Here is a 13,194-nt window from a genome sequence, read left to right as displayed (position 1 = left end):
TTTGTGATGGGTCACAGGAAACCCGCCCCAGGTTTGCCGCCCCACCCAATTCACAGATCCGCGAGCCCGCCTCATGGTGTGTGCCATGCAGCGACGCACGTTCCTCCTCGCCGTCTCCGCCGCCGCCTTCTCCGGTTCACTCTGGCAACAAGCCGCCCACGCCTCCGCAGGGCTGAGTCCTTACGGCCCGCTGGGCCCGCCCGACGCCAACGGCATGGCGCTGCCCGCCGGGTTCACCGGCCGGATCATCGCCCGCTCCGGCCAGACCGTCGGCGGCGCCCGATGGCATCCCGCCCCCGACGGCGGCGCCTGCTTCCCCGACGCCACCGGCTGGATCTACGTCTCCAACTCCGAGATCCCGCTCGCCGGCGGCGCCTCGGCCATCAAGTTCAGGGCCGACGGGTCGGTGGAGCGCGCCTACCGCATCCTGTCCGGCACCAACCTCAACTGCGCCGGCGGGGCCACGCCGTGGAACACGTGGCTGTCGTGTGAGGAGATCTTCCGCGGCAGGGTCTACGAGACCGACCCGTACGGCGTGCGCTCCGCCCAGCCGCGCAACGCCATGGGCCGCTTCAAGCACGAGGCGGCCGCCTGCGACCCCGACCACGGGGTCATCTACCTGACCGAAGACGAGTCGGACGGCTGTTTCTACCGGTTCGTCCCCAACACCTGGGGCGACCTGTCGAGCGGCCGTCTCGACGTGCTCTGCGCCGGGCCGGCCTGGAAGCGGGTGCCCGATCCCGGCCCCGCCGTACTGGAGCGTCAGACCAGGCACCAGGTGAGCGACGCCCTGCACTTCAACGGCGGCGAGGGCTGCCACTACGCGGGCGGCGTCTGCTACTTCACCGCCAAGGGCGACCGCAAGGTCTGGTTCTACGACGCCGGCCGCAACGTGCTCGGCACCGTCTACGAAGGCGGCGGCTCGCTCGACGGCGTCGACAACATCACCGGCAGCAGCGCCGGAGACCTGTACGTCGCCGAGGACGGCGGCAACATGGAGATCAACGTCATCACGCCCGACCGGGTCGTGGCCCCGATCATGCGCCTGGACGGCCAGTCGCGCTCGGAGATCACCGGCCCCGCCTTCTCCCCCGACGGCAGCCGCCTGTACTTCTCCTCCCAGCGCGGCACCAGCGGCGAGACGGCGGGCACGGGCGGCATCACCTACGAAGTCACCGGTCCGTTCCGACGCTAGGGAGCGCACGATGATCCGTCGATTACTCACCCTGTGCACAGCCGCCGCCCTCGTCCTCACCGTGGCGCCGCCCGCGCACGCGGCCGCCGAGGTGTACGTGGCGCTCGGCGACTCGGCCGCCTCCGGCCCGCTCATCCCGAACCAGATCCTGCCCCAGCTCGGCTGTTTCCGCTCTGACCGCAACTACGCCCACCTGTCGTCGCGCGATCTCGGCGGCTCCCTGCGTGACGTCACGTGCTCCGGCGCCGATATCCAGGACATGTACGAGTCGCAGCGCACCGACCTGGGCAGCGTGCCGCCCCAGCTCGACGCCGTCGGCCCGGACGCCACCCTGGTCACGGTCCAGATCGGCGCCAACGACCTCGACCTGACCGGCTTCATCGAGGACTGCCTGAGCCTGCTGCCCGGCGACCCCTGCCACGACGAGTACCAGGACAACGGCCGCGACCGCTTCCGCGACGGCACCGACGCCCTGCGCCCCCGCCTCGACCAGCTGATCCGCGACATCCGCTCCCGCGCTCCCCAAGCCCGGATCTTCGTCGTAGGCTACGGCACCTACGCCCCCAGGAACGGCTGCTGGCCCCGGGTCCCGGTGCTCGCCGTCGACGCCAACTACATCCGCGCCACCATCGCCTACTTCAACCAGGCCCTCCGGGAGCAGGCGGCGGCACAGGGAGTCGGTTTCGTCGACTTCCAGACACCGAGCGAGGGCCACGATCCCTGCAAGTCCTCCAGCGTCCGCTGGATCGAGCCCTACGTCCCCGCGTCGGCGGCCACGCCGTTCCATCCGAACGCCCTCGGCATGCGGAACTTCGCGGCCATCGTCACCCGTACAGTCAGGACCCCGCTTCTATGAGCCTTGCCAGCGTCCTCCTGCCCATCGCCCTGGCCATCATCATGCTCGGCCTGGGGCTCGGCCTGACCGTGGCGGACTTCCGCCGCGTGCTGGCCTATCCGAAGGCGAGCGTGATCGCGCTCGTGTGCCAGATCCTCCTGCTCCCCGCACTGTGCCTCGGCCTGGTGCTGCTGTTCGACCTGCCGCCCGTGCTGGCGGTGGGCATGATGCTGCTGGCCGCTTCCCCCGGCGGGACGACCGCCAATCTCTACAGCCATCTGTTCGGCGGCGACGTCGCGCTCAACGTGACGCTGACCGCCATCAACTCGCTGCTCGCGGTGTTCACGATGCCGCTGGTGACGAACCTGGCCATCAACTACTTCGGCGCGGAGTCGGGCGCGCTGGGCCTGCAGTTCGACAAGAGCCTGCAGGTCTTCGCGCTCGTGCTGGTGCCGGTGGCGATCGGCATGCTCGTGCGGGCGCGGTTCGGCGCGTTCGCCGAGCGCATGCACAAGCCCGTCAAGATCGCCTCGGCGATCATCCTCTTCCTGGTCGTCGTCGGCGTGGTCCTGCAGGAGCGCGCCAACATCGGCGGCTACATCCGCGACGTCGGGCTGATCACCCTGGTCTTCAGCGTGCTCAGCCTGGCGATCGGCTACTGGGCGCCGCGCCTGTTCAAGGTGGGGCGCGAGCAGGCGATCGCGTCCTGCATGGAGATCGGCATCCACAACGCCACCCTGTCGATCACGGTGGCGATGGGGCTGCTGGCCATCCCGCAGATGGCCGTGCCCTCGGCCACCTACGGCGTGATCATGTTCTTCACCGCGGCCGCGGCGGGCTTCCTGCTCAGGCGGCGGAGTCCGGCAGAGGTCCCGGCCGGTTCGTGACGCGCCGGGCGGCCAGCGCCGCCCCGATGCTCTGCAGCTGCGCCGGGTCCACCGGGTCGAGACCGGTCAGGGTGACCGCCCGGCGCAGCCGGTAGTCGACGGTGTTGGGGTGCACGTGCAGCCGTTCGGCGGTGCGCCTGCGGTCCAGGCCGGTCTCCAGGTAGACGGTGAGCGTCTGCAGGAGGTCGGGGTTGTCGGTGAGCGGGTCGAGCAGGGTGGCCAGCCCGCTCATCGCCTCGCTCGGCCGGGTCAGCTGGTATTCCAGCAGCACGTCGGCCAGCCGGTAGAGCCCGGCCGGGTGGTGGAAGAGGTGGACCACGTCGAGCACCTCCTGGGCCAGCCGCGCCGCCGCGGCCACGCCCTCGGGCGCGGCGACCTCCGCCGCCGCCCGCACCTCGACCCCGGCCGCCTCCGCCATCGAAGCGACCAGCGCCGCCGCGGCGCACCAGTCGAGGTCGGGCACCAGGATGAGCCCGCCGGCGGGTTCGAGCAGCGACAGCACCGGCTCGGCGGCGTGCTTCTGGACGGCGTCGCGCACGCGGTGCAGCTTGCGCCGCCCGGCGACCGCGCCGAAGCGCTCGTCGGGATGGACGCCGAGCGTCACCGCCAGCACCAGGTAGCGGGCGGCCAGCCGGATGCCGGCACCGGCCTGGGTCTCGCCGCTGAGCAGCGCGGTGATGGCGGCGTGCCGGGCGTGCTGGTCCTGGCTCACCATGCTCTCGCGTTCCTGCTGGTAGGCGGCGCAGACGGCGGTGGTCACGGCCTCGGTGTAGCCGAGCATGATCCGGCCGGCGGCCAGCGCGTCGGACACCTCCTCCGGCCGCGCGTCCGTCGTCACCAGGTTCCAGATGCGGCCGGCGCCCAGGTGGTAGGCGGCCAGGATGGCCTCCAGCGGCACCCCTTCCTGGGCCCGGCGGGCGGCCGAGGCGCAGGACGGCTCCAGTTCCTCCGGCCTGGGCAGGCGCCGCTCGCGAAACAGCCGGGACACCAGGCGCAGGTTCTCCTCGGTGATGCGGAAGATGTCGTCGCTGAGCTCTTCCGCGGGTAACTCGCGGTAGAAGGGGATCTCGGCCACGAAGCCGGAGACGAGCTCGCGCGCCAGCCGTACCTTCTGCTTGTCCAGGAGCTCGTGCACGGCCCGTCCGGCCACGCGCAGCGGCTCGCCCATCGGTCAGCTCCCGCGACTCAGCGACACATCCCCCTCTAGTAAGTCAGATCCGGGCATTCCTCAGCCACACTTCCCGGCTTTCACCCCGGCCACCTGCCAGTCCGCGCCCGGGAACGGCGACATGAAGTGGGTGAGCAGGTCCACCGCGTAGTCGGGCGCGCGGCCGCCGGGGTCGAGCAGGGAGACCATCTGCGGGCCGTCGGCGCCGCGCAGCGTGATGGCGTTGGCGCCGCCCGCGGCGAAGCCCGGCTTGGCGTCCAGGGTCAGGCAGGCCAGTTGCAGCCCGGCGGTGCTGATGCGCTGCTTGGCGCCGATGCGGCGCATGCGCTGGTCGTAGCGGCGCAGCGCCAGGTCACCGGTCGGGACGAGGCGCACGCTCTCCTTGAACAGGTCCTCGCCGATCTTCCTGCTCAGCTTCACGTCCAGCCGTACGTCCGGGCGCAGGTCGACGCCGTCGGCTCGCAGGTCCAGGCGGGTGTACTGGCCCTCGAAGCCGGGCGTCACGTACCCGAGCGCGGGCGGCGCCTTGAGCCCGAACGGGACCTTCCCCGGCCGGATCTTCAGCCACGACAGGCCCCTGATGCCCAGCGACAGGTCATCGACCGTGCTGCGCCCCAGCCCGAAGGCGCCGCCGACGTGGTAGCTGAGGAACCCGGCCGCGTGCGGCACCTCCTTGCTGACGGCGATCCGCTGCGGCGCCATGGCCTCGACGGTGAGCCCGGCGCGCACCTTCAGCAGCCCGGTCGGCTTCGGCCGCGACACCAGGTCCAGCGACTGGTCCGGGTTCAGCCGGACGGTCGTCTCCGCCGCCAGATCCTTGACGGCCAGCGACACGTCACCCAGCCTCCCGCTCGGATCGGCCAGCCCGCGTTCCACCCCGATGAACCCGTCCAGCGTCCCCGCGTCCGCCTTGTAGGTGACCGCGGGAACCTTGAGCCCGGCGGCGGAGGCGTCGGCGTCCACGGAGAAGGTCTTGGGCACGTCGCCCAGCCGCAGTTCGCCGCTGCCCTTGCCCTTGACCGTCACCTTGGCCGCGAGCCGCCGCACGGCCGCGGAGTTCCGCACGCGGACGCGGGTCTGCGCCCCATAGCTCCCCTGTACGGCCACCGCCGCGGGCACCGGATCGATCGACAGGCTCCCCCTGATGTCACCCGTCTCGGCCCGCAGGTCGAGCGAGCCCAGCGTGGCCGCGGGCTCGATCCGGTAGGCGGCGTTGCCCGCCTCGAACGGGCCCAGGTCCAGCTTCGTGATCCGCTCCGGCAGGCCGCGCAGGGTGGCCGACGCCGTGACCTGGGCCAGGACGGTGCTGTGGAGGTAGAGGCGCAGGGTGCGGCTCTTGGGACGGTAGCCGGAGAACGTGAACGTCTTGGCGGCGGTGTCCACGGTGACCTGCTCGGGCAGCCCGGTCAGGTCCAGATGCGCCCGCACCCCGAAGCACCCCTTCCCCGCCACGCAGAACGCCCCGTCCCCGGTGGCTCCGGCGGCGGTCAGGGAGAGTCCGTTCTTGAGTACGGGGGCGGGGCGGAGGGCGCGCAGCGCGGCGGACTTGCCGAGCCAGACCTGGCCCTTCACGTCCAGGCGGGTGCCCGCATAGGTGATCTTGCCGCCGCCCGCCGAGACCGCCAGCCGGCCGGGGAACGGACCCACGGTGCCCAGGGCGCCGTAGCGGAGGTCGGCCACGGACAGGTCGGCGTCCAGGGCCAGGGTCTGGGGGGCGCCGCGTACCTCGGCGGCGAAGCCCTCGCCCGAGGGGGCGAACGTGGCCGTCCGCAGTCCCTTGATCCGCACGCTGGCGTCCAGGTCGCCGGTGGCCTGGTCGTAGTGGGCGGCCAGGTGGGGGCCCGCGGGCGCCTGGGCGCCGTCGTGGTTGGTGACCGCCAGGGCGGCCTCGCCGACGGGGCCGCCGGTGCCGTCGAAGCGGTAGCCGTCCGGGCCCCAGGACGCCTCGAACCGGGCGGGCATGCCCTTGACCTCGGCGGCGGCGCGGAAGTCCCGTCCGCCCACCGCGGCCCTGGCGCTGGCGGAGACGGATCGGACGGAGGCGTCGGCGTCCCAGGTGAGGGAGGTGGGGCCGGTCGTCAGCGTCACCCGCTTGCGCAGCCCGGCGACCTCCGCGCGCAGTTCGGCGCCGCCCTTCGCGCTCTGGTCCGGGGACAGGGTCTTGGTGACGTGTGCCCGGTTGGCGTACAGGGTGATGTCGCGCAGCCGGGAGGCGGTGCTGACCTCGACCGTCGAGCGCTCGCCCAGTTCCCACGTGGCCTTCACGCGGTCCCGGATGCCGCGCACGGTCCCCTCGACGGTCGGGCCGGTCTTCACGTTCGTGTACGCGGCCCGCAGCGTGTCGATGACGCCTTTGGCGGTGTATTCGGCGGTCCGTGCGGCGGGGTCGAGGGCGACGTCCACCTCGGCGGGCGTGTTGGAGATCTCCAGGCGGGCCAGGTGCGTGCCGTCGATGCTGGCGGCGCCGGTGAAGGAGTTGCCGCCCGCTCCGGTCTTCAGGTGGGCGCGGGGCGCGGCGCCGTAGGTGACGTCGAAGCCGGACAGGCCGCTCATCAGGGCCGACACCCCGACGGCGGCGCCGTTCTTGATCATGGTGACGTGGCCGCCGCGCGGGGTGGCGATCGCGCCCTCGTTGCGCTGCAGCAGGACCTCGAAGCGGCCGAGCGCCGAGCTGGAGGTGTGGGTGACGCGGTGGGCGGCGAGGTCGTGCTGCAGCGTGACGCTCGCGGGCAGCCCGCGCAGCGCCGCCTTCAGCACGGTCTTGTCGGCGGCGCGGTCGAAGTAGGTGATCGTCGCCGAGCGGGCCCGCGGCGTGCCGGAGTCGACGGACAGGCGCTGCCTGCCGTAGCGGGCGGTGAAGGTGGGCGGCACGCGGTCGACGGCGATCTCGGCCAGGCGGGCCAGACGGCCGTCGCGGTAGGCGTAGGTGCGCAGTTCGGCGCGGCCGATGGCGGCGCCGGAGCGGAAGCGCGCCTCGGTGGCGGCGCCCCTGACGAGCTCGACGGTGGTACGGGCGCGCAGCTTGTCCAGGACCACCTGGGTGGTCTGGCCGCCGCTGACGGCGAGCGCCTCCAGCTTGGCCGGGGCCGAGCTGGTCACCTCCAGGCGCGGGCGGTCGAGCCGCGCGGTGGCGGTGAAGCGGGTGGCGGCGGGCGTCTGGGTCAGGCGGACCGCGCTCTTGCCGGGCAGCCCGGCGATGGTGGCGACGCGGTCGCCGGGTTCGGTGCGCTTGACGCTCGCCCTGACGCTCTTGCCGTCCAGGTCGACGCTGAACGTGCCCTGGTCGGCACGCGAGAGGTCGCCGGAGAAGCCGATGGCCACGCGGCCGTCGTACTCGGCCCAGACCGTCGCCTCCAGCGGCTCCTCGCTGAGCCGCCGCGTCGTGAAGCCGAGCCCGACCGTGCCCTCGGCGCCGGCGGTGGGCACCAGGTTGGCGGCCAGGTCGGGCGCGCCGTCGCCGGTGACGTCCGCGACCACGGGCTTGACCAGCGGCTGCGTGGCCGAGCAGGCGATCTCGGCGGTCTTCACGCACAGCCGGTAGGTGAGCAGCGGGACGCCCTTGAGCGGGTCGAGCCCGTCGAACAGCTTCGTGACGGAGGCGAGCGGGCGCGACAGCGCGAGCGTCCCGGCCTGGCGGGTGTCCGGGATCAGATCCGGTACGGCATGGCGGCGCCGGTCGGCGGCGGCGCCGAGCTCGTCGATGAGCGCGGGCCCGGCAGGTGTGGTCACCTCGGGGGCGGCCGGGCCCACGGGCCGTCCGGGAACCGCCGCGACGGCCGGAGACGGTTGCCGCTTCACGGCGCTCCCGTCCGCGTCCTGAGGCGCGACCACCTCGGGCACCGGTGTGATCACCGGTTTGACCTGCGCGGAAGCCGGAGCCGGAACCGGCACGACGACCAGCGCGCAGACGGCCAGGAACGCGGTAGTGGTGTGGACACGCCACGACATCGAAGAGCTATCCCCCGGAAACGGTTCTCATCATCCCATCAGAAACATAAGTAACGAGCCGACCACAGGTCCCAACTCACCGTCAATTCGTCCCCGACTTGGGGTCCCAACTACCCGGCCACCGGGCGGCAGAATGTGCCGCCGCCAGGGCTTTACGTGAAGAAAAATTTCGCATTGGATACGCGCATGGCACCCGAGATCACCCGCCGATCCGCCATCGCGGCCGGTGCGGCAAGCGCCTTATTCCTCCCCCACCTCCCCGCCGCCGCCCGGACGACGACCGGGCTCCAGGATCTGGAGCAGCGTGCCCTGGCCATGGACCCGCCGGTGTTCCTGCTGGAGACGGCGGTGCCTCCGCAACTGTCCGGCGCCGGGCTCAGCCTGTCGGGCGAGGTGGCGGTCTGCGGCACGCGTTCCCTGCGCTGGGAGCACGGCAGCCGGGACGTGATCACGGTCAGCGCGCCGCTGCGCTGGCGGCCCGACCCCTACCGGCTCGGCGACGACCAGGCCTGGCAGGGGCTCGTGGACGCCTTCTGCGTCTGGATCCACAACACCGAACCGGCCGACGACGTGGTGCGCTTCGAGTTCGGGCGGGGGACGCGTACCGACGTCTGGTTCGAGTTCCGGCTCGGGTTCACCGGCTGGCGTACCGCCTGGCTGCGGCACGCCTACGACATGCGCGGCCGGCCGCACCCGGACATGGACACGCTGCGGATCATCGCGCCCCGGCGCAGCGGGGTGCTGCACCTCGACCAGCTCATGCCCAACGTGCCGCTGCGCCCCGACGCGCCCTGCCGCGACCACCAGCTGCCGGAGATCGCCCCCGAGGGCGACGAGTACGACAACCAGCACTGGCAGGCGCTCTATCGCTTCGACCAGCTACTTAAGACGAACAAGCCGGACATGTCGCCGCCGTCCGCCGCCGAAACCGCCGACCTCCACGCCCTGCGCGCCCGCTACCTCGACGAGTACCTGATCGCCCCGGTCACCGTCGACGTGCCCGGCCTGACCGCCCAGGCCGCCGCCCTGCTCGGCCGTCCCGTCCACGCCTACCAGGCGCAGATCTACCCGGCCGAGATCGCCGCCGAGCTGAGGGCGTTCGTCAACCCGGCGACCCTGCGCGCCGTCACCGACCTGCTGCGCGCCGTCGCCCTGGCCCACCACGCCAGCCCGCCCGACCGCCCCGCGCTCGCCGCCCTGTACGTCAGGCTGCTGCGCCACCTGCGCGAGCAGGGCTGGACGCGCGGCAGCTGCCAGGGCACCATCCACCACCTCGGCTACGACGTACGCGGCTACTACGACTCCGCCTACCTCATGCGCGACGCCCTGCGCGACGCCGGGATGCTGGAGGAGATCCGCGCCGACCTCGACTGGCTGACCGGGCTCGGCCGGATGTTTCGCGGATTCGGCTTCCGGATGGCCCGCGGCAGCATGATGGACCTCTACAACACGACCGTGCGCGGCATGCTCGCCACCATCCTGCTGCGCGACGGCGACACCGAGCAGGTCGCCTACCTCCGTGTCCTGCGCGACTGGCTCAGCGCCACCCTCCTGCCCACCGACGGCATCCAGGACGGCATCAAGGTCGACGGCACCGCCTTCCACCACGTCGGCTTCTTCCCCGACTACGTGCGCGACGGCTTCGCGGGCCTGGCGCCCATCGTCTACCTGCTGCACGGCGGTGGTTTCCGCCTGTCCGCGCAGGCGTACGGCTGGCTCAAGAAGGCCCTGCTGGCCCAGCGCGTCTACGCGGGCAGGACCCAGTGGCCCATCTCGTGCAGCGGCCGCAACCCCAGCGGGCTGACGGCGTTGTCGGTGGTGCCCTTCCAGTGGCTGGCCCAGGTGGACGACGAGATCGGCGCCGCGTTCCTGCGGTTGCTGCCGGCCGTACCGACGCCGCAGCAGAGGGCGATCGCAGAACGGCTGGCCGCGCGCGGCGTCAAGCCCGAGGCGGCGCCCACGGGAGCGTGGGCGCTCAACTACGCCGCGCTGGCCGTGCACCGGCGCGAGGACTGGCAGGTGACGGTACGCGGCCACAACCGCTACCTGTGGAGCACCGAGATCTACGTCGGCGCGAACTGGTACGGCCGCTACAACACCTACGGCCAGATCCAGGTGGTGAACAAGGGCACCAACCTCGACAGCGGCTACGCGCACAACGGCTACGACTGGAACCGCAGGCCCGGCACCACCACGATCCACAAGTCCTGGGACGACCTCAAGGGCGACCTGACCGGCGCGATCGAGGAGATGCTGCTCACCGACGCCCGTTTCGCGGGGGCGCACAGCATCGACGAGCGCAACGGGATGTTCGCGATGGACCTGCGCGAGCATCCGAAGTACGAGGGCTCGCACCGGGCCAGGAAGTCCGTCTTCCTGTTCGACGACCGGATCGTGGCGATCGGCACCGGCATCGGCAACGACGAGACCCGCGACGAGACCGAGACCACGCTCCTCCAGACCACCCGCACCGCCGGCGCCCTGCTCATGGACGGGGCCGAGGTCCCCTGGGGCCACGACGCCCGCGACCTGTCGCCGCGCTGGCTGCTGGACGACAAGGGGATCGGCTACTACCTCGCCCCGGGCCAGCGGGTCGCGCTCACCCGCACCACCCAGGCCTCCCGGCACAACGCCACCGAGGCGCCGACCAGCGGCGACTTCTCCACCGCCTGGATCAGGCACGGCACCGCGCCCAGGGGCGCCCGCTACGAGTACGCGATGATCGTCAACGCCACCGCGGCGCGCATGGCCGCCTTCGCCGCCGAGATGGCCGATCCGGGGCGCGCGCCGTACACCGTGCACCGGGCGGACGAGGGCGCCCACATCGTGACGGACCGCGCGAGCGGCATCACCGGGTACGCGTTGTTCGGGCGGCTGACGGACGGCGACGGCCTGGTACGCGCGGTCGACACGCCGTCCATGCTGCTGACCAGGCAGGAGGCGGATGGTCTCATGCTCGCCGTGTGCGACCCCGACCTGCGGCTGTACGGCGGCATCGACCCCGACCAGTACGAGCGGGGCCGCTACGTCGGCCACTACAGCCCGTGGTCGCGCCGCTGGCTGGACGATCCGAGCCGTCCGCACCTGCTCCGGGTGACGCTGTCGGGCCGCTGGAGAGCCTCCGGCGGGCAGCCGTGCCGCGTACGGCCGGCGGGAGCGCGCACGGTGGTCGAGTTCGAGACCGTGCACGGGCGGCCGCTGCAGGCCCGGCTGGAGCGGGCCTGAGAGGTCAGGTTGGCGGGTCGAAGCGGCCGTCGACGGCGGTCCAGCCGCCGTCCACGTACAGGACGGAGCCGGTGACGAAGCTCGCGGCGTCACCGGCCAGGTAGACGACGGCGCCGGCCATCTCCTCCGGGCGGGCCCAGCGACCCAGGGCCGACTTGGCGGCGTAGGCGTCGTACCAGGCCGGGTTCTCCTTGATCTGGCGGGTCAGCGGGGTCTCGACCACGCCGGGCGCGACCGCGTTGACCCGTACCCCCGAGGACCCGAACTCGGCCGCCGCGGTCCGCAGAAGCTGCACGAGCCCGGCCTTCGTGGCCGAGTACACGCCCTGGCCGGGCTCGGTCACCGCGGCGCGGATGGAGGCGAAGCCGATGATGGAGCCGCGCCCGCGCTCGACCATGCCGGCGCCGAAGGCCCGCACCACCTCGAAGGAGGCGCGCAGGTTGAGGTCCACCACGCGGGCGAACTCCTCGCCGGAGTAGTCGAGCAGCCGCTTGCGCACGTTGGTGGCGGCGGTGAAGACGAGCACGTCGGCGGGCGCCTGGGCGGCCAGCGTCCACACGGCCGCGGCGTCGAGCACGTCCACCTCGTACGCGCTCGCGCCGCACAGCTCGGCCGTCCGCTCGGCGGCGGGCAGGTCACGGTCCGCGCAGACCACCTCGGCGCCCTGGGCGGCCAGGGCCAGCGCCGACTCCCGCCCGATCCCGCTACCGGCGCCGATCACGACCGCCCGCCGTCCGTCCAGGCGGAACAACCTCTCGTAGCTCGTCATGGTCAGCACTCTAGTGACTGGTCCGACCAGTGCACCAGGTGACCTGTCCGCTAGTCCATGGACCAGCGGACCACGACCCATTCGGCGGCGATGTTCGAGCACTGGCCGGGGTGGACGTGGCCCCTGTAGTTGCTCACCAGGCACTGGCCGTTCTTCCAGGAGATCCGCAGGTGCTCGCCGTCCATGCCCCGGCGGACGCGGGCGAAGGTGAGCCGGTCGGCCTTGCCGCAGCGCCGTACCAGGACTCTCCGGTTGTCCTGGGGCCCGGTCGGCGAGGACAGGCAGGTCGTGCGGTTGGCGAGCTGGGAGCGGGTGGTGCGCTTCCACAGCATGTACTTGGAGCGGGGGTCGCAGTTTCCGGTGGCGGCGATCGTCTTGCCGGTCGAGACCTGGGTGCCCCAGGTCAGGCAGAGCCCGGAGTCGCGGTTGCGGAACATGCGGGGGCCGGGCGCTTCACCGGCCGGGACGAGGGTGGCCGTCAGGGCGACGGCTAAGACCGCGTGAGTGATCATGCGCCAGCCTAGACAGGAATTCCTTACCCGCCGCAAGATCCCTCTTCACCGCCAAGATCGCAGCCTGTAGGGTCGAAGGAAAGTTTCAGGTATGGAGGGACAGTGGGCAAGAAGCTTCACCTGTTGGCGCTCCCGATCGCGGCCGTGGCCATGGCCGCCCTGACCAGCACCCCCGCCCAGGCGGCCGACGGTTACGACCGCTGCCGCGACGGCTACTACTGCATGTTCTCCGGGCTCGACGGCACCGGCGACATCATCGAGATCCAGGGCGACACCCCCAGCCTCGCCGCCCTCGGCATGGGCAGCAGGGGCAAGTCCGACTGGAACCGCACCGACTCGTGGATCCACCTCTACTCCGAGGACGGCTACGGCGGCTGCTCCGCGGTCACCCGGCCCCGCGACAAGGGGAACTTCTTCATCACCTTCCGCGACTTCTTCAACTCCGTCAGGTTCGACGGACCCAACGGGCCCTCCTGCTTCGGCCTGGCCCGCACCTCCCCCGACTCCCACGGCTAGAACACGGCTGGAACACGTCTGGAGCCGTGGGGGGGGGGGGGGGGGGGGCCCCCCCCCCCCGGGGGGGGGGGGGGGGGGGGACGGGGGGGGGGGGGGGCGAGAGGGGGAAGCGCGGGGGGGCCCCCCCCGGGGGCGCGGG

General features: G+C 72.2%; 9 protein-coding genes. 5 read left to right on the top strand and 4 right to left on the bottom strand.

The window, feature by feature from the left end:
* Positions 1–85 precede the first annotated feature (85 nt).
* Genes ACFWY5_RS39830 through ACFWY5_RS39820 form a run of 3 tightly spaced genes read left to right on the top strand, consistent with a single transcriptional unit; the run spans position 86 to position 2,917 of the window.
* Positions 86–1,195, top strand: coding sequence for an alkaline phosphatase PhoX (locus ACFWY5_RS39830; protein WP_379637903.1), 1,110 nt, complete (start codon positions 86–88; stop codon positions 1,193–1,195).
* Between the two features lie 10 nt (positions 1,196–1,205).
* Entirely contained in the window at positions 1,206–2,051 is an 846-nt protein-coding gene (locus ACFWY5_RS39825; RefSeq protein WP_379617805.1) for an SGNH/GDSL hydrolase family protein, read from the top strand.
* Positions 2,048–2,917, top strand: a complete 870-nt coding sequence (locus tag ACFWY5_RS39820) for a bile acid:sodium symporter family protein (protein ID WP_379637902.1) — start codon at positions 2,048–2,050, stop codon at positions 2,915–2,917. Before ACFWY5_RS39825 ends, ACFWY5_RS39820 begins: the two co-directional genes overlap by 4 nt.
* Here the strand turns inward: ACFWY5_RS39820 and ACFWY5_RS39815 are convergent.
* Both ACFWY5_RS39815 and ACFWY5_RS39810 read right to left on the bottom strand, forming a co-directional pair.
* Complete coding sequence (locus ACFWY5_RS39815) at positions 2,877–4,085, bottom strand: PucR family transcriptional regulator (protein WP_379637901.1); 1,209 nt, start codon at positions 4,083–4,085, stop codon at positions 2,877–2,879. The genes ACFWY5_RS39820 and ACFWY5_RS39815 overlap by 41 nt on opposite strands.
* Before the next feature lie 60 nt (positions 4,086–4,145).
* A complete protein-coding gene (locus tag ACFWY5_RS39810) occupies positions 4,146–8,033 on the bottom strand; it encodes a hypothetical protein (RefSeq protein ID WP_379637900.1) in 3,888 nt (1,295 codons plus the stop codon).
* A gap of 186 nt (positions 8,034–8,219) precedes the next feature.
* On the opposite strand from ACFWY5_RS39810, the gene ACFWY5_RS39805 reads away from it, so the two are divergent.
* The gene (locus ACFWY5_RS39805; protein WP_379637899.1) at positions 8,220–11,258 is read left to right on the top strand and encodes a chondroitinase family polysaccharide lyase; all 3,039 of its coding nucleotides are present in this window, start codon (positions 8,220–8,222) and stop codon (positions 11,256–11,258) included.
* A 4-nt stretch (positions 11,259–11,262) separates the two neighbouring features.
* Here the strand turns inward: ACFWY5_RS39805 and ACFWY5_RS39800 are convergent, their stop codons facing one another.
* Entirely contained in the window at positions 11,263–12,027 is a 765-nt protein-coding gene (locus ACFWY5_RS39800; RefSeq protein WP_379617816.1) for an SDR family NAD(P)-dependent oxidoreductase, read from the bottom strand.
* Between the two features lie 50 nt (positions 12,028–12,077).
* On the bottom strand, positions 12,078–12,539 hold the full coding sequence (locus ACFWY5_RS39795; RefSeq protein ID WP_379637898.1) for a hypothetical protein: 462 nt from the start codon (positions 12,537–12,539) through the stop codon (positions 12,078–12,080).
* Between the two features lie 102 nt (positions 12,540–12,641).
* On the opposite strand from ACFWY5_RS39795, the gene ACFWY5_RS39790 reads away from it, so the two are divergent.
* Complete coding sequence (locus tag ACFWY5_RS39790) at positions 12,642–13,055, top strand: peptidase inhibitor family I36 protein (protein ID WP_379617820.1); 414 nt, start codon at positions 12,642–12,644, stop codon at positions 13,053–13,055.
* Positions 13,056–13,194 lie beyond the last annotated feature (139 nt).

This window comes from Nonomuraea sp. NPDC059007, from assembly GCF_042740555.1.
In the GTDB taxonomy this organism is placed as follows: domain Bacteria; phylum Actinomycetota; class Actinomycetes; order Streptosporangiales; family Streptosporangiaceae; genus Nonomuraea.
Note: the sequence above shows the minus strand (reverse complement) of the source record. Positions and strands in the feature narration are given on the sequence as shown.

Excerpts from the sequence above, each read along its gene's own strand:
- ACFWY5_RS39815 (WP_379637901.1), bottom strand. The coding sequence starts at position 4,085 with ATGGGCGAGCCGCTGCGCGTGGCCGGACGGGCCGTGCACGAGCTCCTG.
- ACFWY5_RS39820 (WP_379637902.1), top strand. The coding sequence starts at position 2,048 with ATGAGCCTTGCCAGCGTCCTCCTGCCCATCGCCCTGGCCATCATCATG.
- ACFWY5_RS39800 (WP_379617816.1), bottom strand. The coding sequence starts at position 12,027 with ATGACGAGCTACGAGAGGTTGTTCCGCCTGGACGGACGGCGGGCGGTC.
- ACFWY5_RS39830 (WP_379637903.1), top strand. The coding sequence starts at position 86 with ATGCAGCGACGCACGTTCCTCCTCGCCGTCTCCGCCGCCGCCTTCTCC.
- ACFWY5_RS39795 (WP_379637898.1), bottom strand. The coding sequence starts at position 12,539 with ATGATCACTCACGCGGTCTTAGCCGTCGCCCTGACGGCCACCCTCGTC.
- ACFWY5_RS39825 (WP_379617805.1), top strand. The coding sequence starts at position 1,206 with ATGATCCGTCGATTACTCACCCTGTGCACAGCCGCCGCCCTCGTCCTC.
- ACFWY5_RS39810 (WP_379637900.1), bottom strand. The coding sequence starts at position 8,033 with ATGTCGTGGCGTGTCCACACCACTACCGCGTTCCTGGCCGTCTGCGCG.
- ACFWY5_RS39805 (WP_379637899.1), top strand. The coding sequence starts at position 8,220 with ATGGCACCCGAGATCACCCGCCGATCCGCCATCGCGGCCGGTGCGGCA.